This is a genomic window from Halioglobus sp. D3-4 (assembly GCF_055809315.1).
In genome coordinates this window covers 1,728,858-1,754,772 of record NZ_CM147907.1, presented here as the reverse complement: position 1 = coordinate 1,754,772, position 25,915 = coordinate 1,728,858, and the positions used below count along the sequence as shown (strand labels likewise).

The following is a 25,915-nucleotide window of genomic DNA, read 5'->3' as shown; positions in this document are numbered from 1 at the left end:
GTACGCAAGCATATTGAAATATTGTTGAGCGGTCAAGCATCTCGCAAAAATGTATGCGCGCAACAAAGCGCTCAGTCGGGGTTCCGGCCGGACCTGAGCGCTACTCGATCACGTTGGTCGCTAATACCCTTTGTTCATATCGACAACATTAAGCAATGGCTCGCCGTTGACGTAGCGTCGCAAATTCTCCACCGCGATTATCATGGTGCGCTGGGGGCTATCGGCGCCGGCTGATGACACATGTGGCGTGATAATCACGTTGGGTAGGTGCCACAGCGGGCTGTCTGTTGGCAGTGGTTCGGGATCTGTGACATCGAGGCCGGCACCAAACAGTTTTTCCGACTCCAGTGCTGCGATCAAGTCACTAGTGACTGTGCTCTTGCCACGACCGACAGAGAGGAAAATGGCGCCGGGTTTTGCCGCTTCGAAGAAGGCCTTGTTGAAGATGCCGGTTGTCTGTGGTGTCAGGGGGAGGGCATTCACAATGACATCGGCCTCACCTGCCAGCGTATACAGCTCATCCGGAAGGCCCACTTTGGCGACATACTCCGGGCCTTCGCGTGAGGAGTTACGCGTGGCGATCACACGCATTCCCAGCCCATGGGCACGCCAGGCGATCTCCGTGCCTATGCCTCCGAGCCCGACGACCAGCAGAGTTTTACCTGTGAGTTCGCCAAAGGTGACATTCTCAGCAGGCGCGCGATCCCATTTCGCCACGCTCTGCGCTGCACTGTAAGCCGGCAGGTTATGTGTCAGCGCCAACAGCATCGCGATTGCGTGTTCAGCGATGGCGGGCCCGGACAAGCGCTTGTTGTTGGTGAATACGATTTCCTCCAGCTGCATGTCCGTTGCGCCTTTGCAGTGATCCATGCCCACATAGTAATTGTGCAGCCAGATCAGTTTTTCATCGGCATTTTGCAGCAATGGAGAGGTGCAGATTCCGATCACCGCGTCGGCGCCCGCAAGCATCTCCGCTGAGGGAATGAAGCTGCCGGAACGGTCGATAACCAGTTCCACCTCGCCTGCAGCGTTCCTCAGTTGCTCTTCGTATTCAGCGCCGCCAAATCCTGCTTTAGATGGCAGCATTACCACGACCTTGCCGGGCTTCCAGCCGGGGTGCTTGTTGATGGGAGTATATGACTCAGTTAATCCCAGCGTTTCAATCAGTTCCTGAGCCTGCGGGGTGGGTGAGCTGCTAAAAGCCGGGGCATTCAGTCCAGCAAGCCAAAGTGTTAGTAACAAAGGGCAGATATTCCTGCGCAGCATGGTGTAACTCTCCTGTAAGGTGGTAGCGGGTGTGAGATACCCTTACCTTATAGGAAGTTGATGGCCGGTGCTAAGTGAACGGGCGAATATTTCAGCGTGTTGACACATCTTCCGGCGGCAGGGCAACGGTAGCTGATCCCTCCAGTAACACACCGCGTTGGGCGTGCTCCAACCACACCCGGCAATCGGCCAGCATTATGCCGTGCTCCTCTCGCAGCGCAGATACCCTGCCTTTTGCCACGACTCGCTCGTTGTCAAGTACCACCTGGGGAAAGCGCATTACGATACGCCGCAGCGCGCACGGGCCCGCCCAGGCGTGCAGCATATTAATGATGTACGACAGTCCCAGCGGCCCCTGGTTGATAGTGCGTTTACCCAAGCCGAGAGGCAGGGCTTCCACCGCATCGCAATCCCAGTGGAGGGGATTGGGATCGCGCAGTATTGCGGCCATAGTGCGCATGCGCTCGGGCGCTACGCTCTCCATCACCCACTCGGGGATAGGGTCGTCAACTGCTGGCCTCATAATGCACCTCTGGTGTAGTGCCAGATGATGGTGGTGCGGGCGGCGAGCTCACCGTCGGGTGTGTGCACATCAAAACAGAACACGATTCGGTCGAAAACGTTCCCCTCTGGGTTGGTGCAGCGCAGTGCATCACTGATAGCGCCTGTGACGCTGTACGGCAGGTCTTCCTGCAAGGGCAGAAACATTTCCCAGTCGTAGCTTTCAATCATTATGGAAAGATCGGATTCTGCCTGCCCAAGATCGAACATTTCAGCGATTGATGTGTTCGCGCCCATGATGGGAAGGTGAAACAGGGCTACCGGGTGTACCTGACCGGCGGGCAGTAGTTCGGCGCCGGTGCACTCGGTCAGCAGAAAGTTCTCCCAGTGTGCCACCGTATATGAGCCGCCGGGAAAACGGTGGCCAACTAGCTGCAGGATGTCAGCCTCAGGGGGAATCGGTCGCTTAGTCATTGGCCTGCTCGTCCCGTCTGTGCAGCCATTCGCCGCTGCCGCGTTGTGCGGATGTAACCGGTGTTGATAGTACGGCGACTATCGATTGCTACCAGCTGTTGGTATGCAGCACATTGTCCAGACTCTTGCGCGGTGCCGGTTTAAAATCTGTGCCGCGGGTATAGGCAATCGGTATCAGTGCAACCTGTGCAAAATCGTCTGGAATATTGAGCAGGGCGGCCACTTCCTTTTCGTAGTTGAGGTGCAAGCTGGTCCAGCAAGTGCCGAGGCCGCGTTCTCTGGCCGCCAGCATAAAGTTCCATACTGCCGGCAAAATGGAGCCGTAGATACTGGCGACAACCCCGTGGGGCAGGCCTTCCATATCCGGTCGTCCGGCGCAACAGGGAATCAGCATCGCCGGCACTCTGGCGAGATTGTCGGCGAGGTAGCGGGCGGAATTCAGTACCCGCGCCTGTGTGGGCGCCATGGAGGGGTCATCCAGGTGCTGTTTAGTGGGCTGGGCGGGCCCCGCTTCATAGTCGTCAAAGGCCTTGAGGTATAGCTCTGCAATCGCAGCTTTTTTATCTGCATCCGTTACTACCACAAAATGCCAACCTTGAGAGTTGGAGCCCGAAGGCGCTTGCAGTGCGATCTCCAGGCACTCACGCAGGACAGACATTTCGACAGGTGTGTTGAAGTCCAGTCGTTTGCGTACGGCTCGGGTGGTGGTCAGTACTTCGTCGGCGCTCAGTTGTAGTTTTGGCATTGTGCATCCTGTTGGTTGGGGCTTTGAGTCTAGGATAATTCCGCTGAGAATAAAACCGTATGGATTGATTGTTTTGTAATGACCCCTTTGTTAGGATCAAAGCCCCATAACTGGAAACAGGCCGAACCGTGGATTTTTCCCTCAGTGAAGAGCAGGTACTACTGCAGGACAGTGTCGAGAAGTATGTGCGCGAACACTGCGACGTGGAGCGACACCGGACTCTGTGTAAAAGCGAGCTGGGCTTTGAGCAGGAGGCTTGGCAGCAGTTTGCGCAACTTGGCTGGTTGTCTGTGCCCTTTCATGAGGAACTCGGGGGAATCGCCGGCGGCGCCGTCGATTTGATGGTCATGGGCGAGGCTCTGGGCAAGGGGCTGGTGCGCGAGCCGTTTTTGACTACGGTGGTGACATGCGGCGGGTTGCTGCAACGCGGTGCCAGTGAAGAGCAGCAGCGCCGATACATTCCCGACATTGTCGCCGGTAACACGCAATGGGCGTTTGCCTTTGCCGAGACACACGCCGGCTATGACATTGGCAAGGTCGATACCGTGGTGCATAAGGCGGGCGGCGAGTACCTGCTCAGCGGGCGCAAATATGCGGTGCTGAACGCACACTGTGCTGATTTCCTGATTGTCAGTGCGCGCAGCCAGCGCGAGGGGCGTGCAGAGATCGACGTTACACTCTTTATAGTCGATACCAAGTCTCCCGGTGTGGAATGTGAGAGTTTTGTCGCGGTGGACGGTAGTCGCGGTGCTCATGTTCGCTTCAATAATGTCCAGCTTGACGCCTCCCAGATACTGGGTGCGGAGGCTAGCAGCTTGCCGTTGATGGAGGCGGTGATCGATACCAGCATAGTGGTGATCGGCGCTGAAGCACTGGGAGCGATGCAGTCGCTGCTCGAAGCAACCGTGGAGTACGCGAAAACACGGAAGCAGTTTGGGCAGGCGATCAGTAAGTTTCAGGCGCTTCAACACCGCATGGCAGAAATGTATCTGAAGGTGGAAGAAACCCGCTCGTTGCTGCTCAATGCTGCCATCGCCCTGGATGCGGGCAGCGATGAATCGGCAGCGGCCTGTGCGGCGCTAAAGGTCAAAGTGTCCGAGGCTGGGAAGTTCATCGCGCAACAGGCTGTCCAGCTGCACGGTGGTATCGGCATGACAGATGAATTGTGCGTCGGTCACCATTACAAACGCCTGATGGTGTTGGCCAAACTGTATGGCGATGAAGCGTACTATCTGCAGAAATATGTCGATCTCGCGGCGTCTCGTGCGGCATGAATCAGTCGCGACGTCCTCGCGATGCGCGCCGGGTATCGGTCGGCAAGTGGTATAGCGTTGCCCCGTTAATACGGGGCCACTACACTAGGATCATGCCTTGCGTATAACTCACTCACAGCGTGGGGCGGACTCTATAGCATTCACCGGGAGCTTGCATATGGAGAACAGCCCAAAATCAGAGGGTCGTGCGCTCGCAGACCGAATAGTCAATTACTCCGATGCACTGGTCGCAGTGGTGTTTCTGGGTGTCTCTGGTTTAAGTATCGCCCTGGCCGATCCCGATATACGGCACTCTATCAATGCTGTTACCAACTGGATTATTGGCGGCAACATTGGTATGGGGCTTTTGATGTCGGCCCTGTTGGTCATTCTGCGCAGTTGGGAACTGGATCTGAGGGTCGATTTCCCAACACCGGGAAAGGTCCGTCGGTACTCGCGTTATTTCTACGTGGCCAGGCATATTGTTGTGTGGCTGTCGGTGATGCAGATTGTCGTCGTGCTGCTGGTGAGTAGCCTGGAATAGGGTGGAATAATCTCTGGTACTGGTACCGAGAATTCTAAACGGAAGGCATAACGCGTTGTATAGGAGGTACTGTTATTCCTGTGATAGGATCGAAACACCTCTGTGGCAGGGAGCAGGCTAAACGACGCCCATCCTCGCGCAGTCTGGACGGTAGCTTACTATCAATCTGGAGTCTTCCATGCCACGCCTGTTTCGCTACAGCCACCAAAGCTATTGCACACTTCGCGCCAATAAGCAGCACAGTTTTGCGCAACAATTCGCGCTGAATATTTATCCCAGTGATGCCATCTACACATTTATTCCCAAGAACGCCTGTTCGACCATGCGAACATCGCTGGCCATTGCCAATGGCTGCATCAAAGACAGAACAGATTTCAACTGGATCCACCAGAACAATAATACCTTCAGTGCGAGTCTCTCGGAACTGGCCAAGGCCAAGTACACATTTGTAATCCTGCGGTGTCCCTACGCGCGCTTGCTCAGCGTGTATCTCGATAAAATCGTTAACAGAAACAATCCAGCCTGGGGCTATGTCGATCTGCACAATCGGAAGATTGATGTGGCTGACATCACCTTTGAATTTTTTGTCAAAAGCATGAGCAAGGAGCGGGTGCGCAATGGGGACATTCACTGGATGCCACAGAGCAATTTCCTTGTCTATGAAGACTACGATGACTACTTTGCCCTTGAAGACCTGGGCACAGCGACGCAAGTGCTCAACGACAAGATCGGCCTCGAACTGGTGGATGCCCGTCCGCTGACCAGACACGGTAGCGATGGCTATCAAAAATTGGGCAAGAGAAAGCCGTACAAGCGCTCCCCACTTGAATTGCTCGAGTACAAAAGCCAGGGTTTTATGCCTTCTATCCGCACCATGTACAACGACGAGCTGGTGGCGTGTGTCAAGAAAGCCTACAAGGCTGATATTGCCCTGTATAAGAAAAAGCTTGGAACACAAAACTTGTTTTCTACGTAGGTTGTTGTGTCTGAGCTAGTTGTATCAGGCGTCGTGATGATTTCGTTACTCTACCAATAAGGTGAGGTGCAAGCGCAGAAATGGAACATGATCCTGATATTGAGGTCGTTAATGGCGTAACGTTTGAGTTGCGGCCCCATCACCGGACTCCTACGCACAAGGACTGGATCTGCCTGCGTAAAAACCGGAATTTTACCAACCGATACCTCAGTCTCGCTGCAGAGTTCTCAGAGTGCCAGATGGTAGAGGTGGGTGTGGACAGAGGGGGCAGCACCTCGTTTTTTTGCCAGTTACTCAACCCGAAGAAGCTGCTTGCGTTTGAGCTTTCCAATAAACCGGTCCGCAAATTGATGGAGTTTCTGTCAGAGCACGAGCTTGCAGGGCGTGTCGACGTTTGTTGGGGTGTAGATCAGGCTGACCCGGTGAAGGTGCCGGCGTTGCTTGCACAGGCATTTGGTGAAGAAGATATTGATTTGGTGATCGATGATGCCAGCCATATTTTGACTCCCAGCACTGCCACTTTCGAGATGATCTTCCCTAGTATACGTGAGGGCGGGCTGTATATACTGGAGGACTGGTCCAGCGATCACTTGGTGGAGCGAGGCATGCAAGCCGTGCTGGATAAGGACCCCGGCGGTGAGGTAGCCAAACTATTTTCTGGAGCTCTCGCCAGCGCTGATGAGAAGCGCAAAACACCAATGAGTGTGCTTATCTGCCAGCTTGTCATCGCTGCGGCTTACCACCCCGATTGGATTTCAGAAATACGAGCCACTGACGGTTTCTGCGAGGTCCGGCGGGGGGCAGGAAATATCCCACCGGGTACGCCGATCGCGCAGTATCTTGGCACGCTCGGCCAGTGGATATTTGAACCACGTATTGATTGAACGTTTGTTTAGGTGCGCGCACGCTGATAAAGCGTCGCGTTAACGGCCCTTGAACTGCGCCGCGCGCCGCTCGACAAACGACTGCACGCCTTCTGCCACATCCTCGGTTTCAAAAAGCGCTTTCTGTGTAGGCGCAAGCGCCGCGACTGCCGCATCGTAGCCCTCCTGCACAAAGCGGCGCGACGAAGCTTTCGTTGCCTGTACTGCCAGCGGTGCGCCAGTTGCAATGACCTCGGCGATTTCTATTGCTCGCTCCAACTGACGACCCAGGGGAACGATCTCCTGAACAATGCCTATACGCCTGGCCTCTTCCGCGTCAAATTTATCTGAGGTAAGCAGGTGGTACATCGCATTGCCCCAGCCGCCGCGTTCGACAAAGCGGATGGTGGCGCCGCCTGTTGCCATAATGCCTCGCTTGGGCTCCAATTGGGAGAAGCGGCAGTTATCGGCGGCGACAACGATGTCGCCGCCCAGCGCCAGTTCGATACCCAGGGTGAAGGTAATGCCGTGAACGGCTGTGACGATGGGCTTGCGACAGGCGCGGCCTAGACCAACGACATCGATATGGCTGCCATCGCCGCTCACGCCTTGTTCCATGGAGCCGGTCCACTTGGGTAGATCCAGCCCGGCGGTGAAGTGATCACCATGACCGAACAGGACACCGACCCAGAGGTTCTCGTCTTCGTCGAGCTGTGTATAGGCTGCAACCAGTTGTTTGGCCATGGTCGGCGTATAGCCATTATATTTGTTCGGGCGGTTGAGGCCGATGAGGAGGATGTGGCCGCGAATTTCGGTGGTGATCGAACCTTCTGTGTCGCTCATGGAAAGTAGCACTCTGTTTATTGTGGGCGAGGAAAGCCCCCAGTATCGTTGATACCAGAGGGCGTTACAATTCATGTGCGCGGACAAGTGGCCATCTGGGTCATTGTTCCCAATGCTAACCAACGTGGCGTGTAGCCGAAGTCTACTGTGAGGATGGGCCTCCCACCCAGACCTGCTGCACATTGACAAACCCCAGAATGCCGTGAGGTCCGAGTTCCCGGCCGTAGCCAGAGCGTTTGATGCCGCCGCTGGGCAGGCGTGGGTCTGTTTTCACAATGCCGTTGATCGCCACCTGGCCGGCTTCGATGTCACTGCTCATCGCAACTGCTTTCGTAGTATCGGCACTCCAGATCGATGCTGCAAGCCCGTAAGGTGTGTCGTTGGCCATCGTCATTGCATGCTCAACGGAGTCGGCCTTAATCACGACCGCGACAGGACCGAAGGTTTCCTCACAATACGCTTGCATGCCCGGTGTGACATTCGTCAGCAATGTCACCGGGTAGAAATAACCTGCACCCTCCGGCTTTTTCCCTCCAAGCAGGCAGGTTGCGCCCTGTTCAATGGTCATACTCACCTGGTGGTGCAGGTTGTCGCGCAGGTCTGCGCGGGCAATTGGCCCAACCTGGGTTGATTCTTCAGCAGGGTCACCCACCACCAGTTGTGACAGCCGCAGCCGATAGTTTTCCACAAAGCTGTCATATACCGACGCTTCGACAATAATGCGCTTTGCTGCGATACAGGATTGGCCGGCATTGATGATGCGTGAAACGGTCAGCACCTCGGCGGCCTTGTCGAGATCGGCATCGGCCAGTACCAAACAGGGATCGGAGCCGCCCAGTTCCAGTACTGCGGGCTTGATTTGTGCGGCTGCCAGCGAGGCCACCGCACTGCCGGCAGCACTGGAGCCGGTGAGGGATACTGCCTGCACCGCGTCATTGGCAATGAGCGTTGCGATCTGCTCGTTATTCAAGCGGAGATTCTGCATTAAGCCTGCGGGGGCACCCGCCGTCACAAACAAGTCTGCGATCGCTTCGGCACAGGCCGGTACATGCGGGTCGTGCTTCATCAGGCAGGTATTACCCGCCATTAATGCCGGAGCACAGTAGCGAAACGCCAGCCAGAATGGCGCATTCCAGGGCAGGATGCCCAGTACTGCGCCGATAGGTAGGTGCTGCACATAACTGTGCGCAGCATCGGATGGCAGGTCGCGAGGGGTCAGGTACTCCTCGGCGTGCTCTGCGTAGTGGTCTGCGCACAGCGCCGCTTTCTGTACTTCGGCGCGCGCCTCTATGATAGGTTTACCCATTTCAACAGTCATTAACCGGGCCAGGCGTTCCTCATCAGCGCGCATCAACTCAGCGACTGTATGCAAAAGAGCTGCTCTTTCGCTGAAGCTGATCTTGCGCCACTGCCGGTAGGACTCAAGTGATGCGTCGATTTTGTCAGTCACCTCGGCCTCTGTGTGCAGGGCGTATTGTTGCAGCTCCTCTCCTGTTGTCGGATTGGTTGCGATAAACATAATGTGTTCCCTAGGCCTGCTCGCTGGAGGAGGCCGATTTTGGATGTGTTTTTACCAGTACAGGTTTTTTCTCGGCAGGCGTTTTGCTCTGTCCGGTCGCTTCCTGGGCTTTTGATGACGTGCTCTTCCCTGTGCCTGTCTCGCTCCCTGTGCCGGTGTCGGGCTTAATGCTGAAATCCTGCTCTACATCGGAAAAGAACGAGCCGCAGCCGTCTTCCGTGATGTAAAACGTGTCTGAGATGCCGCAGGATTTATCGCCGTCTATTCCCCACATCCACGGAATGACGTGGAAGGTCATGCCGGGGCGCAGGATCTGCGAGCTGCCCTGGAACAGGCTCACGATATAACCCTCATCCCAACTGGGTGGAAAGGCGATGCCGATCGAATAGCCTGAGCGGGTGATCAGTGTCGCATCCACATCGTTGTCACTGATAATGTTGCGCATCAGCTTATCTGCATCGGAAACTGTCAAGCCCGGTCGGAACTCCCTGCGCGCAGTGTCCAGTGCATGCTTCATCAACTCCTGTGATTTATACATGCTGTCGGTTAGTTCGCCGCAGACCACGGTGCGCATCATTGCAGTGTGGTAGCGTCGATAGCAGCCGGCGATTTCCAGAAACACATGCTCTCCCGGAAGCACTGCTCTACCCTCCCAGGTGGCGTGCCCGATCATGCTGCGTGGCCCGGAGGTCACATAGGGCATTACAGCGGGCGTTTCGCCGCCGGCTGAGAACATTGCATAGCTGATCGCCGCGCCGATTTCATTCTCAGTGACACCCGGTCTCGCCGCCTCGATGCCTGCCTGCATGCCTGCTTTCGTCGCAACGGCCGCTTTTTTCATGACATCCAACTCAAAGCTGGACTTAACGACGCGGCCCTCTTCAACAATGCCAAAACAATCCATCAGGCGACTTTTGGCAAAAGCGGTATGAAAGAAATCCTGGTGATAAGCGGTGAAGTAGTAGGAGTTGCGCTCATAGCCGATGGTTTTGTCGGCCAGCCCGAACTCCACCAGTGATGTAACCAGCATCTGTATCGCGTCACCGGTATCGGGGTAGGGCCGAGTGACACTCACCCAGGTTCTCGCATGGACGTTGGACTCTTCCAGTTTCCGCGTCACCATCCAGGGTTCACCTTCCAGCGGCACCACCAGTGCCTGGAAAAAGCTGTAACCGGTGGTTTGATAATCCGTCAGGTACATGATGTTTTCGGCATCAGAAATAATGACTGCATCCAGCAGTCTTTCCTGCATGCGCGATCGCAGTTCATCGATGCGGCGTTGGTATTCCGAAAATGGGAAAGTCATATCATCGCGTTCAATCATGCTGCTGCCTCCACCTGACGGCTAACCGCGTCAGCAAATATCGCAAGGCCCTGGTTGAGGTCGTCGTCGGGTATGGTCAGCGGCGGGATCAGTTTCAATACCGAGCCACCTACACCGCAGGGGCCAAACAGCAGGCCGTTTTCAAAGCAGTCATTGGCGATAGCCTTGCCGAGATCGCCATTGCCGATATCCAGCCCTTGCATCATGCCCTTGCCTCTAACAGCAAAGCCTTTGTCGGCATGCTTTTGGGCGATGGCGTCAAGGCTGTTGGCCATCACCTGGCCTTTGCGACGCGATTCGGCCATCAGCTCGTCATCTTCGAAGTATCGCAGTGCTTCACGGCCCGCGACGAACGAGATGTTCTGGCCGCGAAAGGTGCCGGTATGCTCGCCTGGCTGCCAGTGGTCGTCGTGTTCCGGCTTTACCAGATTCATCGCAATGGGGGTGCCGATACCACCCAGGCCTTTTGCCAGCGTGATGATGTCCGGATCGATGCCGCAGTCTTCAAAACTGAAGTAGCTGCCAGTACGACCACAGCCCGACTGGATATCATCCACGATCAACAGTGCACCGACATCTTTGGCGAGTTGTTGTAACGCCTGCAGCCAGGTCTCGCTGGCCAGGTTCACACCGCCTTCGGCCTGCAGTACCTCGACAATAAATGCCGCTGGTTTCTCCACGCCGCTGGAACTGTTCTCATACATCGCGCGCAGGGTGTTCAAGCTTTCAACGCCGCCGCCTTCATTGGTCTCAAACGGCCAGTGCATCACGCTGTTCAGGGGTGTGCCGGCGGCATTGCGGAAGTACTCATTGGCTGTACAGGCCAGTGCGCCGAGCGTCATGCCATGGAAACCCTGGTTGAACGCAACGACATTGGAGCGCCCGGTGACGCGCCTCGCCAGTTTTAGCGCTGCCTCAACCGCATTGGTGCCGGTGGGGCCCATGAACTGCAGTTTGTAGTTCATCCCCTTGGGCTCGAGTATGGTCTGTACAAACGCCTTGATGAACTCGCGCTTGGGCGGTGTCATCATATCGAGTGTGTGTATCACGCCACCACTTTGCAGGTAGCTGATAATGGCATCGATGATCTTCGGGTTATTGTGCCCAAAATTCAGCACGCCGGCCCCGGCATAAAAATCGATGTACTCCTTACCCTCTTCATCCGTTTGGCGAGCGTTGTCGCCTTTGACAAATACCGCCGGATACACGCGGGCATAGGCGCGGATTTCGGATTCGTAGGATTCAAACCAGTTCATATAAACTCCCAAGTTACTTGGCTGCGAATGGCCTGGCACTGCCAGGTTTAGAGATGCTCTGGACTGGTTCACCGACAGGTAAACCGGCCAGGCGGGCAAAGACGCGTATCACTGTTTCCAGAATACGGTCATTGAAACGATAGACAGGACTATGACAGGGTGCATCATAGTCCGAAGTGGCAGAAGCGCTTTCCGACATACCGACTAGAGCGAAGGCGCCGGGTATCTCGTTCAGGTAGTAGCTGAAATCTTCAGAGGCCATGATGGGTAGCATCAGGCCATTGTCCGCGTAACCCTCACCCAGTTCTGCCGCAAACGCCGCCCTGTACTGCTGCGCCGCACCGGCGTGGTTGATGGTCGCTTCATAGCGCGGTTGAATATCGATATCGACGCTGACACCGTAGGCGGCAGCCGTGTGCTGGCTTATCTCGATAATCAGTGCGTTAATTTTCTCGCGCAGTTGCGGGTCTGACAGGCGAATACTGCCGGCCAGCGAGACAGATGCCGGTGTAACGGTGACATTGCTGTCTGCGACTATCGACGTCACACTCACTACCGCTGCCGCCTGTGGTGGCAGGCGGCGGCTGACAATCTGCTGCAAATTCATTGTGATGGCAGATGCCGCCAGTACCGGGTCAGCACAGATCTCGGGTTGCGAGGCGTGTCCGCCGACGCCGTTGATCGTCATATGGAACGTGCCATTGCCCGACATCACCGCACCGTCGGGGCACAGGGCGACGCCAGCGGGCAGGGCGGGCCAGTTGTGCCAGCCATAGATCATATCCACACCTTGTATTGCGCCGTCTTCAATCATCTTCCTGGCGCCGTGGCCGCCTTCTTCAGCGGGCTGGAATATCAGGCTGATCGGGTTGTTGAGTTGGCTCTCATGCTGCTTCAGCCAGGCGGCCAAACCCAACAGGGCCGCCATGTGCCCGTCGTGCCCGCAGGCGTGCATCACACCGGGTTCAGACGAGCAGTAGTCGACAGCGGCCTGCTCGGTGATCGGCAGCGCATCCATATCCGAGCGAAATGCAATATGCGGGCCAGTCGCAGTAGCAGCGAGCGAGGCAACACAGCCATGCTCGGCACACGCCCGCCATTGAATACCCAGTTCAGTCAGGCGCTCGCGAATATGAACAGCTGTGTTTTTCTCCTGCCAGGTGAGCTCCGGGTGACGGTGAAACCAGTGGCGGGCTGCAATCGCGTCTTCGAGGATGTCCTTCCAACTCACTGCGCACGGACTCGTGGCAAAAAGTCGTGAAAATTGGACACTGTGGTAAACATGTTAGCTGCTCCTATATTTCAACCGTTCTTCTGACAACCATTCCTCTAACCACCATAGACGATTGAGAACCGGATTGCAGGTTTCAGGGTTACGCTTGCAAGCAGCGTGCCGACTTTTGGGGCTTGTTCTTGTGGGAAAACGGTCAAAAAACCGCATATTTGCGCTGTCGTGGTGCGCCCGTCTAATTTGGGGCGCTATTACGCACGAAAATAAGGCTTCGTGTTTCCGCTCAAATGTCCCTGCGAAACGGAACGTGCCGATTTTTCAATCGCGGCGTCGTCCTCTGTAAATTTTTCAATTTTCGTAGCGGACAACGCTAGCGCAAGTTGGGCGTGAGTGCTTCCAGGATGCGCTCCGCGTTCGCGGCAACCGTCAGCGCCGGGTTGGCATTGGCGGCACTGCCGGGCAGCAGGCTGCTGTCGATCACAAAGAGATTGCGATACCCGTAGAGTTGGCCGAGGTTGTCGCAGGCATCACCCATGACACTACCGCCAAGCGGGTGCCAGATGGTACGTGCGATAGCGCCGGAAATATTGAGGCCGCCTGTTGTGCTTACCAGCCGCGCAAAGCTGTCATCGCGTGCCTGCGCTGAGGGAGTGGCACTGTCGTCTGGCCAGCGGATCCCGAAGGTACCGGTGTTATCGAAGGCCAATTCCCCCAATGCGTCGGGGACGGACATCGCCAGTTGAATCTGGATATCGCTCACTGCAGCGGGAGAGTGCTCGTAGACCACCGGGTAGCCCGGTGAGCCGCGATCCACAGCCGAAATACACGCCGGCCCGGCCTGTGGCCCCGGTAGGGGAGTGGTGCGTAATTCCATCATCAGTTCATCGCCATTGGTGCCCCAACCTTTGCCGATTCGGTCGTTGGCGACGCTCAGTTCGCCTGCTCGCTGGCTGGCCAGAAGCAGTTTGCTGGTGTTGAGCGAGCCCGCCGCCATGAACAGGTAGTCTGCGTTGATCTCTACTCGCTCAAGCAACCGACCTTCGGGGTCAATGTTCTGGTAGGTTACCTTGTACCCGCTGTCCAGCTCGCTGATCATCTCCACCTCACAGAGGCTTCTGAGTTCCACGTAGCCGGTGGCGATGGCTTCGTGCAGATAACTTTTGTCAGTGGACAACTTGGCGCCGCTGTTGCAACCGAACAAATAGTTGCTGGAAAGTACAGCCGGCGGTACTTCACCGCGCAGTTCCCGGCGTATGATGTCCCAGTCGAATGAAGCGGCGGGACGGATGGTTTCAAAGCCGGCTCTGGCGCAATCCTCCAGAAAAGCCCGGTGGGCTGCGTAGGGGGCGCTGGCCAGTACATCATCGGGGATGGCGGAGGCACCGATACTCGCAAGTACCCTAGGGTAATAGATACGGTCCATATCGTCGTAGCTGATCGAAGGGAATACACCCTCGAAAATGTCACGGCGCGGTTGCAGTAATACTCCGCCGTAAGTCAGTGATCCTCCGCCCACACAGGCTGCTGCAACTGCATCGAGTGTATCGCCACGAACGCGTTCCAGCATGCCGGCATAACGCGAGACCGACGAGAGGCCCGTTAGGCCATCCACATCACCGAACCATGTGGTGCGCCGATCGGACATACTGGTGGGGAAGGTATCTGGTCCCTGCAAGGCCCACTCCTGACCGCGCTCGAGGACAGTTGTCTGGATCCCTGCCTGACCCAGTCTCAGCGCAGCGACGGAGCCGGAAAATCCGGAGCCGATGATTACAGCGCGTGTGCTACCGCTGTGGGAGTTTGAGTTGCTACTGCATGCGGAGCCCACGGTTGCAGCCGCAGCCAGCAACGAAGTATTGCGAACGAATTTCCTGCGTGTGATGCCTGCCACGTCTTCACCCTGAACTCTCGTTATAGTGGCGACAATACTACTACAGCCGCGCTAGATTGTAGCGCTCGCTGAGCGCTGCTATTGCCGTTTGTATTTACATATCTCAACAACTCGATTCCGATCTAGCTCTACTCTGACAAGAGCTCTCCGGCTGGCTCATTCCATGCGTTTTTATGCTGTAGCCGAACATAATGTGCTGGTAATAGATGCCCAGCAGTACAGATCAAGGAACCTGGAGCCAACGAGTGTGACTTTTGGGACCGGTTCAGTGATACCTGAATGCCATCTGCGAGCGTCCTGCCGGACTGCACCGACAGGTGTTGCTGGTTATACGTCGCTATATGCGTCGACTACCGCAGGGCTGACCTTGCAGTTTTGACCCTCTATACTGTCATTGTTGTCATTGGGAGAAGGGGACACAGGCCCCTGGCCCTTGGCCCTTGGCCAGTAGATGGAGTGGCTATGCATTTCATTTTTGAAGTTCATATCAAGCCGGGACACAGCGCAGAGCAGTATGCAGACGCGTGGGTGCGCGCGAGCGAAATGATTCAACAGGCGCCGGGCGCGCAGGGTACGCGGTTACACCGTAAGATCGGTGATCCTAATGTGCTGCTGGCCATTGCGACGTGGGAGAGTAAAGCCGCTCGGGATGCAATGGAGAGTTCGCCCGCTCAGGCCGTGCAGGATATCATCGCGCAGCAGGCCCCCTTTGTGGATATTAAACTGATCGGTGAGTTCGAGGCTCCGGAGTGGGAGGTTATACCGTAGAGCAGCGCTCGATGTACTGCGCAATCACACAGATGCTTGGCGCCTCAGGCAAAAAGGCGCTGCCTCGGGTTGAGTATTTCCGATTATTTTAGCGTGCTGCAGGTTAAAGCGCAGAGGCGCTTGTCTGCACAATAATGTGTCCCGCGAAAAGCTTGCATATTTGATGCTAACACTTGAAAGTTGAACTTCTCATTTTTTCATTCCGAGGTGTTGGAATAAATGGTGCTAGTGTCACACTGGCGCAAGCTGGCTGGAGTCTTGTCTTGCGTCGTTGGCTGGCTTCTTCAGACGGTCACCCCGGTATCAGCTGCAGATTTGGCGATGGAAGCGCGCCGTATCGTTGGCGAAGGCCAGGGCGTGCACGTGGAGATGGAGGACGGTCGCATACTGGTTTCAGAGGAGGGATCGCGCGCTGTGCATCCGGCCTCGGTCTCGAAGCTCCCCACCACGCTAGCGTTACTGCGTGAGTTGGGACCTGATTATCGCTTCGTAACAGAGTTCTTCGCAGGTGGGCCAATGCGGTCGGGTACCATTGACGGGCCGCTGGTGGTGCGTGCGAACGGCGATCCGTACTTCGTCGACGAGAATGTGCTTCTTGTCGCCGAGGCCCTGCGCCGAATTGGCCTGCGCAATGTGTCAGGCGAGCTTGTAGTAGAGGGCGATCTGCTCTTTAACTGGGAGGTTGACGATAGTGTTGCGCGGCTTCGCCGCGCCTTGCAAGGCGATGTCCCCGCTGCCGCTTGGGCGGCCGTGCGCGAAACGGAATCCACTGCAAACACTGAAGTACCGCGCCTGCACTTCGACCAATCTCAGACCAGCGCGGGTGGCTTTAAGGCAACTCTGGTAACCCACCTGTCCCAGCCGCTGCGATATACACTGAAGGCATTGAATGGCTACTCCAACAACATATTCGCGCCTTTTGCCGATGCCGCCGGTGGCATTGAGACCGTGCAGGAGCAAGTGCGTCTAAACCTGCCACCTGACTACAGCGAGGAATTGGTGTTGGGTGATGGAGCAGGAGCCCACGCGGCAAACCGTATGAGTCCGCGCGTGACTGTTGCGATACTTCGGGCTCTAGAGACAGAATTGGCGCAACACAGCCTGGACCTCACCAGTGTGATGCCTGTCGCCGGAGTCGATGAGGGGACTCTGAAGCAGCGCTTCGTTGACCCTCGAGGAGAGGGCTTTGTCGTGGCTAAAACAGGAACCTACGGCGACTATGGTGCTTGTGCTCTCGCCGGTGCACTGCGCACGAGAGAAGGCATCGTTTACTTTGCAATACTCAACCGTGGCGTGTCTATTGCGGAGGCGCGGCGGCGTCAGGATGCTTATGTCCGTGTACTGATGGCGGAACTGGGCGCGCTTCCCTGGAACTATCAGCGCATCGATGAACCCGCATTCATGCGCGCCGAAGTCTCGATTGACGAGACGCCTGGCATTACCGGCGATGAGTTCCGCTGATACGATAACCTCTCGCCGGGTTGAGGAGTGGCAGGTGCATTCGGCCTGCCAATAGTCGCGTATTAGCGCTTTAACCCAACGCTTATCTCGCCATTGGCATGGCCTCGTGCTTCATCGTCAAAGTTGTATAGTGTGGCTTCTGCGAACACTCGGTTGCCTATTCTTTGATTGATTCTGGACACCATGTAAAACCGGCCGTTTTCCACCGGCTTCAATAATCGTATGTTGACGTTGGTCGTTGCAAAATTTCCTTCCGAGGCATAGGGCAGGGCCGTTAAACCAATAGCCAGATCATACATGGCCGAAATAACGGCGCCGTTGATATAGTCCTGGCCGATACCGCCCAGATGAAAGCTCTGTACGGTTTTAACCTCGCACTTCGGTCGAGTTGGATCCTGCAGATCCACGTTGACACCCAGATGCCGTGTCAATCCAGACTGATTGAAAAAGCGCTCAATTTCACGCCAGTTTCCATCGGTTATGTGTTGAGCCATGGTTTTGCTGAAATCATAGTCTTTCAAGTGAATCGTTCCCTCCGGCTACAGTGAGTGTATTTTTGTGTATTGGATACCCTAATCTACACTACTTCAAATATTAACCAGCGAGCCAGTGCCGCTGAGATATGGTCCTCCGTATGGCCCCCGAGAATGTGATACAGCCCCGCACAATCATCAGGAAAACGGCCGGAAGCTTGACACCATTGATCTTTGCGCGCTAGCGTAAAATTTGGTGAGGCTAAACACGGATATAGCGGCTCGCGTCACCGATGATATTGCGAACAAGTGGTTTGTGCATGACCGGTTGCAAGTGCCAATATTCAGTGTTGGTCGCTGCGATCCTCAGGAGAGAGGAAGTACCCTATGCAGCCTTTCCAGAAAAAGAATCGTGAAGCATTCGCGAATTTTCTTCGCGCCAAGTATGAGGCATACACTCACACCTCATCTGTGACATCCTATCCGTATTATTTGACCATAGATCCATCTGACGCTTGTCAGCTCCACTGTCCCACATGTCCTACAGGAAAGGAAAACGCTGGCCGGCGAGAAAGTCGATTGGACTCCATCCGCCGCAGCCGTCGGGCGCAAATGAAACCGGAGCTCTTCGACTCGCTCATAGATGAGCTGGGGCCTTATCTTTTCCTTGTGATGTTTTACAACTGGGGGGAACCCATGTTGAACAAGTCGTTGCCCCGGTATATCAAGAAGGCCCACGAGTACGATATTGAAACAGAAGTTCATTCCAACCTGTCTCTGAAGCTATCGCAACAGCATATTGAAGAGTTGCTGTCGTCCGGGCTGGATACGCTGGTCGGCTCGATCGACGGTTTTACCCAAGAGGCCTATCAAGTCCACCGGGTAGGTGGCGATATTGATTTGGTAAAAAGGAATCTAGAAGCTCTTGCAGAGACACGAGACAGGCTTGGCCTGAACACTCGCATTGTCTACAAAATGTTGATTTTCCGACACAATGAGCACGAAGTGGAGGCGGCCAGAACATACTGTAAAGATATCGGTATAGCATTTGTGCATGAAGATGCTGCCGTTAACGATGAGTCATGGCTCCCAAGTTATCGGCAGGGTGAAGCGCCTGCCGCCAATCGCGTGAGCGCGACTGATTTCAAAGGTTTCATTGAGTTTGCCGATTGGGCTCGGGACTATTTTCTGGAGGATGAACAGAGCAACTCGTGGATGCCACACTCGCTGGATGATGATGATAACTTTCCGAGGCACTGTTCGTGGCACTATGGGGTTTCCGTGGTTACCGGCGGCGGGCCTGTCTCACCGTGTTGCGCAACCGCGAAAGAGCGGGATGACTTCGGCCGTGTGACGCCGGGGCAAGTCAGTTTCGCCGACGTCTGGAACAATGAAAACTACCGCCATGCTCGCGGAATTGCAGCCGGCAACACCGGGAATGAAACAGAGGGCGTCGATACCCTATGCGACCATTGTATTTTCCCCAGGGCGATTCAGCATCTATATAGTATTCACGACATCAGGATCATCACGGCATTTCATCGTGAATTCAAAGGCGTTGAGCCGGCGCTTGAAGCCGGGTTTCAGTTCATGAACTCGATTCGCTATGGACGTCTTGCACACCGCTTACTAAAACGCGGAAAGATAAACCTGCCGCTTTTTCTGCTGACCAGAAAAGATAATGAGCGAGAGATGACGGCTTTCGTCCAGTTCTACAAAGAGCATTTGCTCAATCAGATAACACCTTTTGATAGCGCCGCTGGAACCCAGCAACTGATCCTCAGTTAGTTAACAGGGTGATTGAACGAAAGTGTAAGACAGGACCTGTATGTCGGGGACACTACAGTGGACTATTGCTAAGTCTGTTCAGCACGGCCTGTACCCGCTTGGGGACGAGCCGCTTGTTTGGGTAGACCGCGTGAACGGGTAGCTTCATGGGAACAAACTCAGGCAGGCAGGAAATTAATGCACCGGATTTCAGGTGTTGCTCGGCGACATAATCCGGAAGTCCAGCGATACCTCGACCGGCGACAGCGAGGTCGCACACCGCAAAGACATCATTCAATGTAAACCGTACGTTATCTCGCAGAAGTTGTTTCACCTGATCGTTCATTGATCTGCTTGCCATTCCCGTTTTTGCTACAAGAATCAAGTCGTGCAGTGCTAAGCTATCAATTGAATCTACCACCCCGTGGTTCTCTAAATACTCGGGGGAGGCGAACAATTTTACCGACCCCTCACGTAATAAAACTGCATATAAACCGGAGTCGGTGAGTGCTCCTTCTCGAATCGCGATATCAATTTCATCCTCGATGAAATCATGGATTTTGTCGCTTAACTTCAGGTCAAATCGCAGCTGGGGGTGTTCTTCACTCAATTGTGCCAGAGCGGGTACTACGTGGATGCGACCATAGGCGGGGGTGGCTGAAATTCGAACGACACCGCTTAATTCGGCATCCTCAGACGATACCAGACTAACAGTATCTGCGAGCGCTTCGAGTAGGGGGCGTGCTCGATTGTGTAGCTTGAGCCCGGCCTCCGTTGGGCGAACGCTTCGAGTACTTCTCTGCAACAGCCGAGCGCCTACGTTCTTTTCAAGGCGAGTAATCTGTTTGCTGACGGCAGACGGTGTGATACCCATATGATTGGCAGCCGCCGAAATCGAACCGCGCTCAATAACGATCGATAGGGCCCTGATTCCACCGAGTCTGACATCAATCAGTTTATCCATACTGGACCAAATGGTTGTACGAAAACGATATTGTGTAGATAGTGGACTATATCTATAGTCCCCGCAACTTCGTCAATGCAGGGGAAAGTAACAATGTTACGGTATTCGTTACGGGGGAACTGGCTGTTTTACCTGTTGATCGCAGCTTATGGCGTGCTGATCGCTAGAATGACGCTGAGTCTGTGGTTTGGCGGAGGCATCAACATTTTTGAATCTTATAGCGCTGCTTCTACCGCGAATGAAATGATCGTAGACGCCAATTATGTGTATTGGTCCAAGACTTGCTTCCTCTTCATGACATTGCTGTTGGTTTCCCTGAACTTCGACTGTCGCTTTGCGATCGGGGTGGCGTGCACCTTTTGGGCAGGTAGCGTGATGACAATGTTCGGAGCCAGCATTGTCCTGTTTGTAGCCGGCATGCTGGGCGTTTTGATCACGCTACTTCAGGTGTATCGGGGTGAGGTATTGGAGGACAGATAACAATAGCCGATAGGGGAAACTGCTGCGAAGACTAATGTCGGCGTTCGCAGGTCAGCGCGGAAAGTGTGGAGGACCTGTGCCGCTTACTGAAGAGGCGATAGTGAATAGAGACAGGCAGCCGCAACTAACCGGGTCGGTTGATTGAGGTCCTATGCCTTCTTGCGTTTGGCCAAAACCGCTGTGCCTAGCAGACCCGGCAGGACAAGCCATAGTGTGGCGGGAGCCGGTACTGGCGAGACTGTGGTAAACCCCAGGTCGTCCAGAGCGCTTGAAAAAGTGGATCCAGTTCTTCGAATGCGAATCTGTCCGATATTGTCCGTATTGCTGATGTGGCCGACATATGCGTCTTGCTGATCCCCATTGCCATCAAAGTTGCTGACGCCAGTATAGGAGATAGACTGCAGGATATCGTTCGTATCCGTCAAAAAATCGATAAGAAAGTTGACACTGTTGAAGGCCTGCGTAATGACAAAGCCGGCTGCAGATACTGAGTTCAGGTTTGAATCAAATGTCATGCTAGTGGAGTCGTAACTCCCAAAATCAATTGTATAGAAAGCCGCTGCTGTTGAGGCATTGTCCAGATTCACCGCAGTCCCTGCAGAAGAATTAAACAGAGGAGCACCTGCTGCCTGGCCTCCATTTGCACTGCCAGACAATCGAAACTGGATATCCGGAAGACTGGGGTCGGAGAACGCAATAATATTGCCACCAGCGGTAAACCCGGTGAAATCCTGCACAGAGCGAATGTTGGTGAGAGCTTCCAGTGACGCTTGGGAATCGCTACCAAAGGGTGTTATATCAACCGTCTGAAAACCGGCCGGATCGAAGGTGTTCACACCGGGACCAGATAATGCAGGATCGACAATAACAGCGGAAAATGCTGGACTGCACGCGCCGATTAAAAGTGCGCCGAATGTAATGCGTAAGGAATTTTGCATTGTTTTCCCCTTCGAAAGTTCCTATTTGTATCGGAGCCAATTTGTATACCCTGAAAGTCAGCTCCGCCAGAGGTCGCCGACATCGACTTAGTCTTCGCGATCAGGAATCTCGAATAGACAAAAGCAGTTAAAGCAATAATTACGCCAACAGTGCTACTTTTGTAGCAAAAACATTCGCTTATTTGGATTGCAGTCGAGTAGTGCCTATACAAATGTAAAAAAAGTTGACATGTACTGGACAATGAATGGCGGTACTTTGCCGATGCTGGTTGATACATGCCGGATCATAGACATGTGGTGAGTATCGGTGGTCCTGCTGTCAGCATACTAAATTCTATTCTGTCGTTTCATTGCTACTGCTTAAGAACAATTATTTCAGTTCATAAGCTCGCTCGATACAGAGAACTGAGAAACTGTCTGGTTTCTTTAAACCCATAGTCGACCGCTACCCTGAGCCCGGTAACCCAGTACGCAATAAATCGGTTAAACTACCCTGGTCTCGTCACCGTCAGATTCTTCTGTCTATTATGATTCCGATAGAGTGCGTGTACTCCCCCTCGTACAGCCTAGCGATAAGAAGTGATATGCCTGAAAAATTCGATAATTTGTTTCTCAACATTGGGGCGATGAAAGCCGGTACCACCTGGGTCTACTCCATGATGAATACCCACCCGGATGTGTTCTTCGCCCAACGGAAGGAAATTCACTATTTTGCTGCCGGCCTCTATCCAAATCAGCTTAATCGCCGGAGCCGATTCCGACATTTCAAGCGCTTTATGGGTTTCATGAAAGCCGACACATTCCCGCCTAATGTGGAAGAAATGGTCAGATGGTTTTCCGACTATCTGGCTGAGCCTGTTGACGATGCCTGGTATCGGCAACTCTATGCAGCAAATCCGGGCAAAAAGTACTGCGCGGATTTCAGTAACCTGTATGCGAGCTTGGGCAAGCGGGAATGGAAGCATGTCAAATCAGTGACGGACAACCTGAAGGTGGTATATATAATGCGCCACCCGGTGAAGCGTTTATGGTCACACTACAAATATCACCACGAACGCACCCCAGAAGGACTGGATGCTGAAAACCTGAATCCCGTAGACATAAATCGTAGCATTAGAACGAAAGCTCTTTGGACTAGTACCGCCTATTCAGATGTGACCAAATCACTGAAGAAAAATCTGGACCCGGACCAGTACATGATCGCATTCTTTGAAGATATCCATGAGGACCCTGAAGCCTGGTTAGCAGAATTGGAGGAATTCCTACAAATTCGACCGCATCAATATGACTCTGGGTTGTTGACCGACAAGGTCAATCGTTCTAAGAGTATCAAGATGCCGGATTTCTTTCCGAAATTGTTTGCCGATGATCTGAAGAAGGAAATGAAAAAACTCGAAGCTCAAGGCTTCACGTTGCCTGACAGTTGGATGGATATTCGCGGGTACTGATAACGGTTGATGTGGGGTTCTCTCTACGCTTTCCTACGGCGTGACCAGCCAAGCCCGGTGAGTCCGAGGCCTAATAGAACAACGCTAGCGGGAGAGGGTACGGTGACAGTGGGGACGTAGTGCAGGAAATAGGCGTGCTCAAAAGTCAGGGGTGCCGTTTGATATAGCGAAGTGGGCCAATACGCCAGGAGTGAGGCATTTCCGCTAATTCGCGTGTGGCGCTATTGAGCACATTCATCGTCCGCACCTTGTACATTGAACATATACTAATTGTGCGTTGAGAATAAGCGGCGAACCTCGTCAGATGTCAATGGCCTCACAATGCGAGCCACTTCATTGCCACTGCGAAGGAGTATCAACGTGGGCCAAAGCTTTACCTTGAATGCACGCCCGAGTGGTTTGCCTTTTCCGTCATATATTTTGATATGACGCAGTTCTGGATGCTCGGTCACTACTTCTTTTATCGCAGAGCTCGCGGCCTGACAGTGTCCACACCAAGGTGTGCCGAACTCAAGTACGGTGTCACCTGACAACTCGACGAGTTGCTCCAATGTAAGTTCTTCCTCTGAGTAGTCGTCGTTTGAGTCAAGGTTATCGCTTTTCATGCTATTGGGTACCCACTATCAACTACGGCGGAAACCGGATGGACGTATCAATGAATAGAGCGGTATTTTTCATGGAGCCGGGAAAGACAGCCGCCTCGAATTGAGCGAAACCTGGGGCTGCCCGAACTCTTCCAATTTTAAACCTTGTGGAACGCTTTAAGAAACTCGTTCTTTGATTGTGTAAACTTTTCATGAGATTCATGGTTGAGTTTGCGTTTATTCTGGGAAAATGCGGGCATCACATATCCCCAATTAGCGTTTCGAGCAAAAGCAACGACAACGTCAACGTTGCTCTCCTTCCACCGGTTTTCAATCTCGTGGTCCTCACCCGATGCCTCAATGGTCTTCACTTGCACCCTGAAGTAATTTGGGCCATCTGATATCAGAATGTCAGTTTGATGACCATTGTCCAGTACAGGGGAAAAGACCTGCCATCCGTCTTGCATGAGCCAAGCGACTACAAGGCTTTCAAAAGACGAATTCTTAAGTGCTTGTCTGGTTCCATTCTTTGTAGTAGTTAGCCTTCTGGGCATTGAGATTCCTTATGATCTGACATGTGTTGATAAACAGTCGCTGCCACGAAGCGGGAGGGAAGGCTAGAACTGTCCATTTTCTAGACACCAGCTCTCTCATATCGCAGAGTATCACCCGGCAGTCCATGTATTCATCCAATTAATGCCTATGGCAGGTAATACTGATTGGCTTCGGGATAAAGAGCGCCGGTTCTATCAAAGTAATCGATGATCAGTTCATTTAGTTCTTTGACTTTTTTGCGATTCTTTTTGGCGACATTGCGGGTCTCGCCGGGATCAGTTTTCAAATTGTAGAGTTCTATAAGCGCCTCGCCTTTTGTTGCTAGTATCTGGGGCTGCCTAAAACGGCGAATCAACTTCCAATCTCCTTTGCGGTAGGCAATTCCCTCTCGCGGGAACCAGATGACACTTGTGTCATTAGTATGCGTACTTTCGTTCAGTAAAACCGGAGCGAAGGAAACCCCATCGAGAATGTAGTTCGGTGGTTGCTGGATTCCTGTAAGTTCCAGAACAGTCGGATAGATATCGATGTTATTTATGATAGAGCTGTTAACACCAGCGGCAGGAATTTTGCCCGGCCAGCGAACGATTAGGGGAACACGGATGCCGCCCTCACGAATTTTCCCTTTACCGCCTCTGAGCGGTGCATTGTTAGTCGGTGGCTGATTGCCGGCATAGTGATCATATGTTTTGACTGTTTCGTGCAATGGATGTTTCGTTCGAGCAAGATAGGTTTGTATTTGCTTCGGAGTCCACGCGGATTCATCGCCGCCGTTGTCCGAGAAAAAAATTACGATGGTGTTATCCTCAAGATTGAAGTCTTCAAGAGCAGCATTGATGGAGGCCAGGCTCTCATCCATGACTTTGAGCATGGCGGCATAAACTGGGTTCCCTTGGCGGCCAGTGGGATCGGTCTTACCGGCAAAATGTTTGATATCATTTTCTTTAGCTTGCCACGGACCATGAACGGAATAGTGGCTGAGATAGAGAAAGAAGGGTCGATGTTTGTTGCTTCGAATAAAGTCAATTGCCTCTCTGGTAAGGCGATCTGTGATGTGCTCACCATCGGGGCCATTTTCATAGTTGGCCACCTTGTGCTGCATACTTGGGACTCCCTCGTGATGAATATCGTGAGGGGCAAAGTAGGTGCCACCAGGAGGGCCTGGATCCGGGATGGAGCTGAACGTCAGGTCGAAGCCGTATTGGTCGGGCCAGTGCTCTCTGGAGTTGCCCAGATGCCATTTCCCCATGAACGCAGTTGTATAGCCGGCATTTTGCATAACATCTGCAAGTGTGATGATATCTTCGTTGATAAACCGGGCACTGCTGGGAAGCAAGAAAGGCATTCTGTCGTGGGCTTCTTCAAATGGCGGAATTTCGGCATCTGAGGCCAGGTGACCGGTCGCACCTAGCACGCCGTGTCGGCCTTCTTCCTGCCCAGAGAGGATAGAAGCGCGACTTGCAGAACAAAGTGGATGCGCATAGGCATCCGAAAACATCATCGATTGAGATGCAAACTTATCTATACTCGGCGTCTCATAATATTGTGAACCGTAAACGCCGGAGTCCATCCAGCCCATGTCATCAACTAGAAACAAGATGACATTGGGTTTTTCTTTAGCGGTTGATTGGCCCACATTTAGCTGAGTGCAGCCTGATGCCATGCTTAGTGAAAGCAGTATGGCTAACAGTGTTCTTATCATTTCCACCAACGTCCTTATCGTAAATAGCCCTTGCATCCTTGAAGGGCGTGAAACTGAAATATAAGTTCACTCAGCGTTGTTTGCAATAC

Annotated in this window: 27 protein-coding genes; 10 read left to right on the top strand and 17 right to left on the bottom strand. The window is 53.7% G+C overall.

Features of this window, described 5'->3' with window-relative positions; all coding sequences use genetic code 11:
* Positions 1-120: 120 nt before the first annotated feature.
* The 4 genes from AC0L6S_RS07615 to AC0L6S_RS07600 form a co-directional block, all read right to left on the bottom strand.
* Positions 121-1,266 carry a D-2-hydroxyacid dehydrogenase gene (locus AC0L6S_RS07615; protein WP_473427829.1) on the bottom strand — a complete coding sequence of 382 codons (1,146 nt, stop codon included), beginning with the start codon at positions 1,264-1,266 and terminating at the stop codon, positions 121-123.
* A gap of 91 nt (positions 1,267-1,357) precedes the next feature.
* Positions 1,358-1,789 (bottom strand): MaoC family dehydratase, encoded by a 432-nt coding sequence (locus AC0L6S_RS07610; protein ID WP_473427828.1) that lies wholly within the window; start codon positions 1,787-1,789, stop codon positions 1,358-1,360.
* Entirely contained in the window at positions 1,786-2,241 is a 456-nt protein-coding gene (locus tag AC0L6S_RS07605; RefSeq protein ID WP_473427827.1) for a hypothetical protein, read from the bottom strand. The genes AC0L6S_RS07610 and AC0L6S_RS07605 overlap by 4 nt, the downstream gene beginning before the upstream one ends.
* Positions 2,242-2,329: 88 nt before the next feature.
* A complete protein-coding gene (locus tag AC0L6S_RS07600) occupies positions 2,330-2,986 on the bottom strand; it encodes a nitroreductase family protein (RefSeq protein WP_473427826.1) in 657 nt (218 codons plus the stop codon).
* 128 nt (positions 2,987-3,114) lie between these two features.
* Between AC0L6S_RS07600 and AC0L6S_RS07595 the strand changes: the two genes are divergently transcribed.
* The 4 genes from AC0L6S_RS07595 (at position 3,115) to AC0L6S_RS07580 (ending at position 6,643) form a co-directional block, all read left to right on the top strand.
* Complete coding sequence (locus AC0L6S_RS07595) at positions 3,115-4,260, top strand: acyl-CoA dehydrogenase family protein (RefSeq protein ID WP_473427825.1); 1,146 nt, start codon at positions 3,115-3,117, stop codon at positions 4,258-4,260.
* 157 nt (positions 4,261-4,417) lie between these two features.
* Positions 4,418-4,783: a hypothetical protein gene (locus AC0L6S_RS07590; RefSeq protein WP_473427824.1), complete on the top strand. Its 366-nt coding sequence runs from the start codon at positions 4,418-4,420 to the stop codon at positions 4,781-4,783.
* Between the two features lie 178 nt (positions 4,784-4,961).
* Positions 4,962-5,759: a sulfotransferase family 2 domain-containing protein gene (locus AC0L6S_RS07585; protein ID WP_473427823.1), complete on the top strand. Its 798-nt coding sequence runs from the start codon at positions 4,962-4,964 to the stop codon at positions 5,757-5,759.
* An 80-nt stretch (positions 5,760-5,839) separates the two neighbouring features.
* Positions 5,840-6,643, top strand: coding sequence for a class I SAM-dependent methyltransferase (locus tag AC0L6S_RS07580; protein WP_473427822.1), 804 nt, complete (start codon positions 5,840-5,842; stop codon positions 6,641-6,643).
* 39 nt (positions 6,644-6,682) lie between these two features.
* Here the strand turns inward: AC0L6S_RS07580 and AC0L6S_RS07575 are convergent, their stop codons facing one another.
* From AC0L6S_RS07575 to AC0L6S_RS07550, 6 genes are all read right to left on the bottom strand, one after another.
* Positions 6,683-7,465 (bottom strand): crotonase/enoyl-CoA hydratase family protein, encoded by a 783-nt coding sequence (locus AC0L6S_RS07575; RefSeq protein ID WP_473427821.1) that lies wholly within the window; start codon positions 7,463-7,465, stop codon positions 6,683-6,685.
* Positions 7,466-7,607: 142 nt separating this feature from the next.
* Positions 7,608-8,984 (bottom strand): NAD-dependent succinate-semialdehyde dehydrogenase, encoded by a 1,377-nt coding sequence (locus tag AC0L6S_RS07570; RefSeq protein WP_473427820.1) that lies wholly within the window; start codon positions 8,982-8,984, stop codon positions 7,608-7,610.
* A 10-nt stretch (positions 8,985-8,994) separates the two neighbouring features.
* The gene (doeA, locus tag AC0L6S_RS07565; RefSeq protein WP_473427819.1) at positions 8,995-10,308 is read right to left on the bottom strand and encodes an ectoine hydrolase; all 1,314 of its coding nucleotides are present in this window, start codon (positions 10,306-10,308) and stop codon (positions 8,995-8,997) included.
* Entirely contained in the window at positions 10,305-11,564 is a 1,260-nt protein-coding gene (locus AC0L6S_RS07560; RefSeq protein ID WP_473427818.1) for a diaminobutyrate--2-oxoglutarate transaminase, read from the bottom strand. Before AC0L6S_RS07560 ends, doeA begins: the two co-directional genes overlap by 4 nt.
* 13 nt (positions 11,565-11,577) lie before the next feature.
* The gene (gene doeB2 / locus AC0L6S_RS07555; RefSeq protein ID WP_473427817.1) at positions 11,578-12,795 is read right to left on the bottom strand and encodes a N(2)-acetyl-L-2,4-diaminobutanoate deacetylase DoeB2; all 1,218 of its coding nucleotides are present in this window, start codon (positions 12,793-12,795) and stop codon (positions 11,578-11,580) included.
* Between the two features lie 370 nt (positions 12,796-13,165).
* A complete protein-coding gene (locus tag AC0L6S_RS07550; protein ID WP_473427816.1) occupies positions 13,166-14,470 on the bottom strand; it encodes a GMC oxidoreductase in 1,305 nt (434 codons plus the stop codon).
* Positions 14,471-14,561: 91 nt separating this feature from the next.
* On the opposite strand from AC0L6S_RS07550, the gene AC0L6S_RS07545 reads away from it, so the two are divergent.
* The 3 genes from AC0L6S_RS07545 to AC0L6S_RS07535 all read left to right on the top strand — a co-directional run bounded on the left by AC0L6S_RS07545 (position 14,562) and on the right by AC0L6S_RS07535 (position 16,915).
* A complete protein-coding gene (locus AC0L6S_RS07545) occupies positions 14,562-14,699 on the top strand; it encodes a hypothetical protein (protein ID WP_473427815.1) in 138 nt (45 codons plus the stop codon).
* Between the two features lie 449 nt (positions 14,700-15,148).
* Complete coding sequence (locus AC0L6S_RS07540; RefSeq protein ID WP_473427814.1) at positions 15,149-15,454, top strand: antibiotic biosynthesis monooxygenase family protein; 306 nt, start codon at positions 15,149-15,151, stop codon at positions 15,452-15,454.
* 321 nt (positions 15,455-15,775) lie between these two features.
* Positions 15,776-16,915: a D-alanyl-D-alanine carboxypeptidase gene (locus tag AC0L6S_RS07535; protein ID WP_473427813.1), complete on the top strand. Its 1,140-nt coding sequence runs from the start codon at positions 15,776-15,778 to the stop codon at positions 16,913-16,915.
* Positions 16,916-16,977: 62 nt separating this feature from the next.
* Here the strand turns inward: AC0L6S_RS07535 and AC0L6S_RS07530 are convergent, their stop codons facing one another.
* The gene (locus AC0L6S_RS07530; protein ID WP_473427812.1) at positions 16,978-17,436 is read right to left on the bottom strand and encodes a PaaI family thioesterase; all 459 of its coding nucleotides are present in this window, start codon (positions 17,434-17,436) and stop codon (positions 16,978-16,980) included.
* 339 nt (positions 17,437-17,775) lie between these two features.
* Between AC0L6S_RS07530 and AC0L6S_RS07525 the strand changes: the two genes are divergently transcribed.
* On the top strand, positions 17,776-19,176 hold the full coding sequence (locus AC0L6S_RS07525; RefSeq protein ID WP_473427811.1) for a radical SAM protein: 1,401 nt from the start codon (positions 17,776-17,778) through the stop codon (positions 19,174-19,176).
* Positions 19,177-19,228: 52 nt separating this feature from the next.
* Here the strand turns inward: AC0L6S_RS07525 and AC0L6S_RS07520 are convergent, their stop codons facing one another.
* Positions 19,229-20,119, bottom strand: a complete 891-nt coding sequence (locus AC0L6S_RS07520) for a LysR family transcriptional regulator (protein WP_473427810.1) — start codon at positions 20,117-20,119, stop codon at positions 19,229-19,231.
* A 93-nt stretch (positions 20,120-20,212) separates the two neighbouring features.
* Here AC0L6S_RS07520 and AC0L6S_RS07515 point away from each other — a divergent pair, with 93 nt between their 5' ends.
* Positions 20,213-20,599 (top strand): hypothetical protein, encoded by a 387-nt coding sequence (locus tag AC0L6S_RS07515; RefSeq protein ID WP_473427809.1) that lies wholly within the window; start codon positions 20,213-20,215, stop codon positions 20,597-20,599.
* A 149-nt stretch (positions 20,600-20,748) separates the two neighbouring features.
* On the opposite strand, the gene AC0L6S_RS07510 is transcribed toward AC0L6S_RS07515, so the two are convergent.
* Positions 20,749-21,537: a hypothetical protein gene (locus AC0L6S_RS07510; protein ID WP_473427808.1), complete on the bottom strand. Its 789-nt coding sequence runs from the start codon at positions 21,535-21,537 to the stop codon at positions 20,749-20,751.
* Positions 21,538-22,121: 584 nt separating this feature from the next.
* Here AC0L6S_RS07510 and AC0L6S_RS07505 point away from each other — a divergent pair.
* The gene (locus tag AC0L6S_RS07505; RefSeq protein WP_473427807.1) at positions 22,122-22,985 is read left to right on the top strand and encodes a sulfotransferase; all 864 of its coding nucleotides are present in this window, start codon (positions 22,122-22,124) and stop codon (positions 22,983-22,985) included.
* 23 nt (positions 22,986-23,008) lie between these two features.
* Here the strand turns inward: AC0L6S_RS07505 and AC0L6S_RS07500 are convergent, their stop codons facing one another.
* The 4 genes from AC0L6S_RS07500 to AC0L6S_RS07485 all read right to left on the bottom strand — a co-directional run bounded on the left by AC0L6S_RS07500 (position 23,009) and on the right by AC0L6S_RS07485 (position 25,826).
* Positions 23,009-23,110, bottom strand: coding sequence for a VPLPA-CTERM sorting domain-containing protein (locus AC0L6S_RS07500; RefSeq protein WP_473428568.1), 102 nt, complete (start codon positions 23,108-23,110; stop codon positions 23,009-23,011).
* Between the two features lie 141 nt (positions 23,111-23,251).
* Positions 23,252-23,590: a thioredoxin family protein gene (locus tag AC0L6S_RS07495; protein WP_473427806.1), complete on the bottom strand. Its 339-nt coding sequence runs from the start codon at positions 23,588-23,590 to the stop codon at positions 23,252-23,254.
* Between the two features lie 137 nt (positions 23,591-23,727).
* Complete coding sequence (locus AC0L6S_RS07490; RefSeq protein WP_473427805.1) at positions 23,728-24,123, bottom strand: hypothetical protein; 396 nt, start codon at positions 24,121-24,123, stop codon at positions 23,728-23,730.
* 146 nt (positions 24,124-24,269) lie between these two features.
* Positions 24,270-25,826, bottom strand: coding sequence for a sulfatase (locus AC0L6S_RS07485; RefSeq protein WP_473427804.1), 1,557 nt, complete (start codon positions 25,824-25,826; stop codon positions 24,270-24,272).
* Between the last annotated feature and the right edge of the window lie 89 nt (positions 25,827-25,915).